We start from the raw sequence: 1,126 nt of genomic DNA, 5'->3' as shown, positions 1-1,126 counted from the left end.
CGGGACGTCCAACAACGGCGCCTGCATGCCCGGCAGTTACCCGTGCCGGCAGATCACCGAACTACCGCAGCAGAGTCGATCTCCAACTGAAGGGCCAGTACTCCAGCCGTAGACCGTTAAGTGCTCTGGTCTTGGGGCTGTCTGCCACCGGCGGAAACTCAGGTGGCCTCAGTGCACGATCTGGGTAGGGTCGGGCGATGCCCGAGCTGAAGCGCTTGCATGCCGGCCACGCCCCGGCGGTCCTGGCCTTCGAGCTGGCGAACCGCACCTACTTCGCTGCCTCGATCTCCGACCGCGGCGACGACTTCTTCGACCAGTTCACCGACTGGTACAGCGTCGCGCTGGCCGAGCAGGAGGCCGGCATCTGCGCCTTCTACCTGCTCGTCACCGAGGACGGCTCGGTACTCGGCAGGTTCAACCTGTACGACTTGGAGGACGGCACCGCCAGACTCGGCTACCGGGTCGCGGAGCGGGTCGCCGGCCGCGGCGTGGCGACCGCAGCCGTCCGGGAGCTGTGCCGGACGGCGACAGCGGTGCACGGCCTGCGCACACTGCGGGCGGCCACCTCCCACGACAACGCCGCGTCCCAGAAAGTCTTGGCCAAGGCCGGGTTCGTCTCGGTTGGCCCTGCCACCCCGGCCGATCTCGGCGGCAAGTCAGGCACCTGGTACCAGCGCGACCTCCAGCCATAGCACGCACCGGACGCCGCTCCTCAACGGGCAAACGTTGCCTGCCGCGGGCCTATAGGGGCCGGTGAACTCCACCAGCAGGAGCATCGGGAACGAACCGAACGCCGCGAAGGTCGCCATCGTCGAGGGATGCAGCACCTGACTGCACAGGGCGAACAGAGCGGGCATCACCAGCGCGGTGCGCGCGGCGCGGCGAGTCGCCACCAGTCCCGGGTCATGGTCGCGCAACCAGGTGGGGATCCGCCCGGGCAGGACGCGCCAAGGAATCGCCATACGCCCGCGCACCTCCTGGCGGCACAACACCCACGTACCCCACCGCTCGCGAGTATCCGACATTCACGGTGCCCGCACACCGCGCCGTCGCACCGGGCAGGGACGAAACCGAACCCGGTCGACAGATCCTGGGCTGCGATGGGTCGATCACGGTTCGATAACGA

2 protein-coding genes are annotated in these 1,126 nt (G+C 68.4%); one reads left to right on the top strand and one right to left on the bottom strand.

Annotated elements, in window-relative coordinates:
* Positions 1-197: 197 nt before the first annotated feature.
* Entirely contained in the window at positions 198-692 is a 495-nt protein-coding gene (locus tag AB0D14_RS45000; RefSeq protein WP_362791342.1) for a GNAT family N-acetyltransferase, read from the top strand.
* On the opposite strand, the gene AB0D14_RS44995 is transcribed toward AB0D14_RS45000, so the two are convergent.
* On the bottom strand, positions 657-962 hold the full coding sequence (locus tag AB0D14_RS44995) for a hypothetical protein (RefSeq protein WP_362791340.1): 306 nt from the start codon (positions 960-962) through the stop codon (positions 657-659). The genes AB0D14_RS45000 and AB0D14_RS44995 overlap by 36 nt on opposite strands.
* Positions 963-1,126 lie beyond the last annotated feature (164 nt).

The sequence above is a fragment of the Streptomyces sp. NPDC048484 genome (assembly GCF_040651415.1).
Taxonomy (GTDB): domain Bacteria; phylum Actinomycetota; class Actinomycetes; order Streptomycetales; family Streptomycetaceae; genus Streptomyces.
This window is presented reverse-complemented; position numbering and strand designations above follow the sequence as displayed.

Excerpts from the sequence above, each read along its gene's own strand:
- AB0D14_RS45000 (WP_362791342.1), top strand. The coding sequence starts at position 198 with ATGCCCGAGCTGAAGCGCTTGCATGCCGGCCACGCCCCGGCGGTCCTG.
- AB0D14_RS44995 (WP_362791340.1), bottom strand. The coding sequence starts at position 962 with ATGGCGATTCCTTGGCGCGTCCTGCCCGGGCGGATCCCCACCTGGTTG.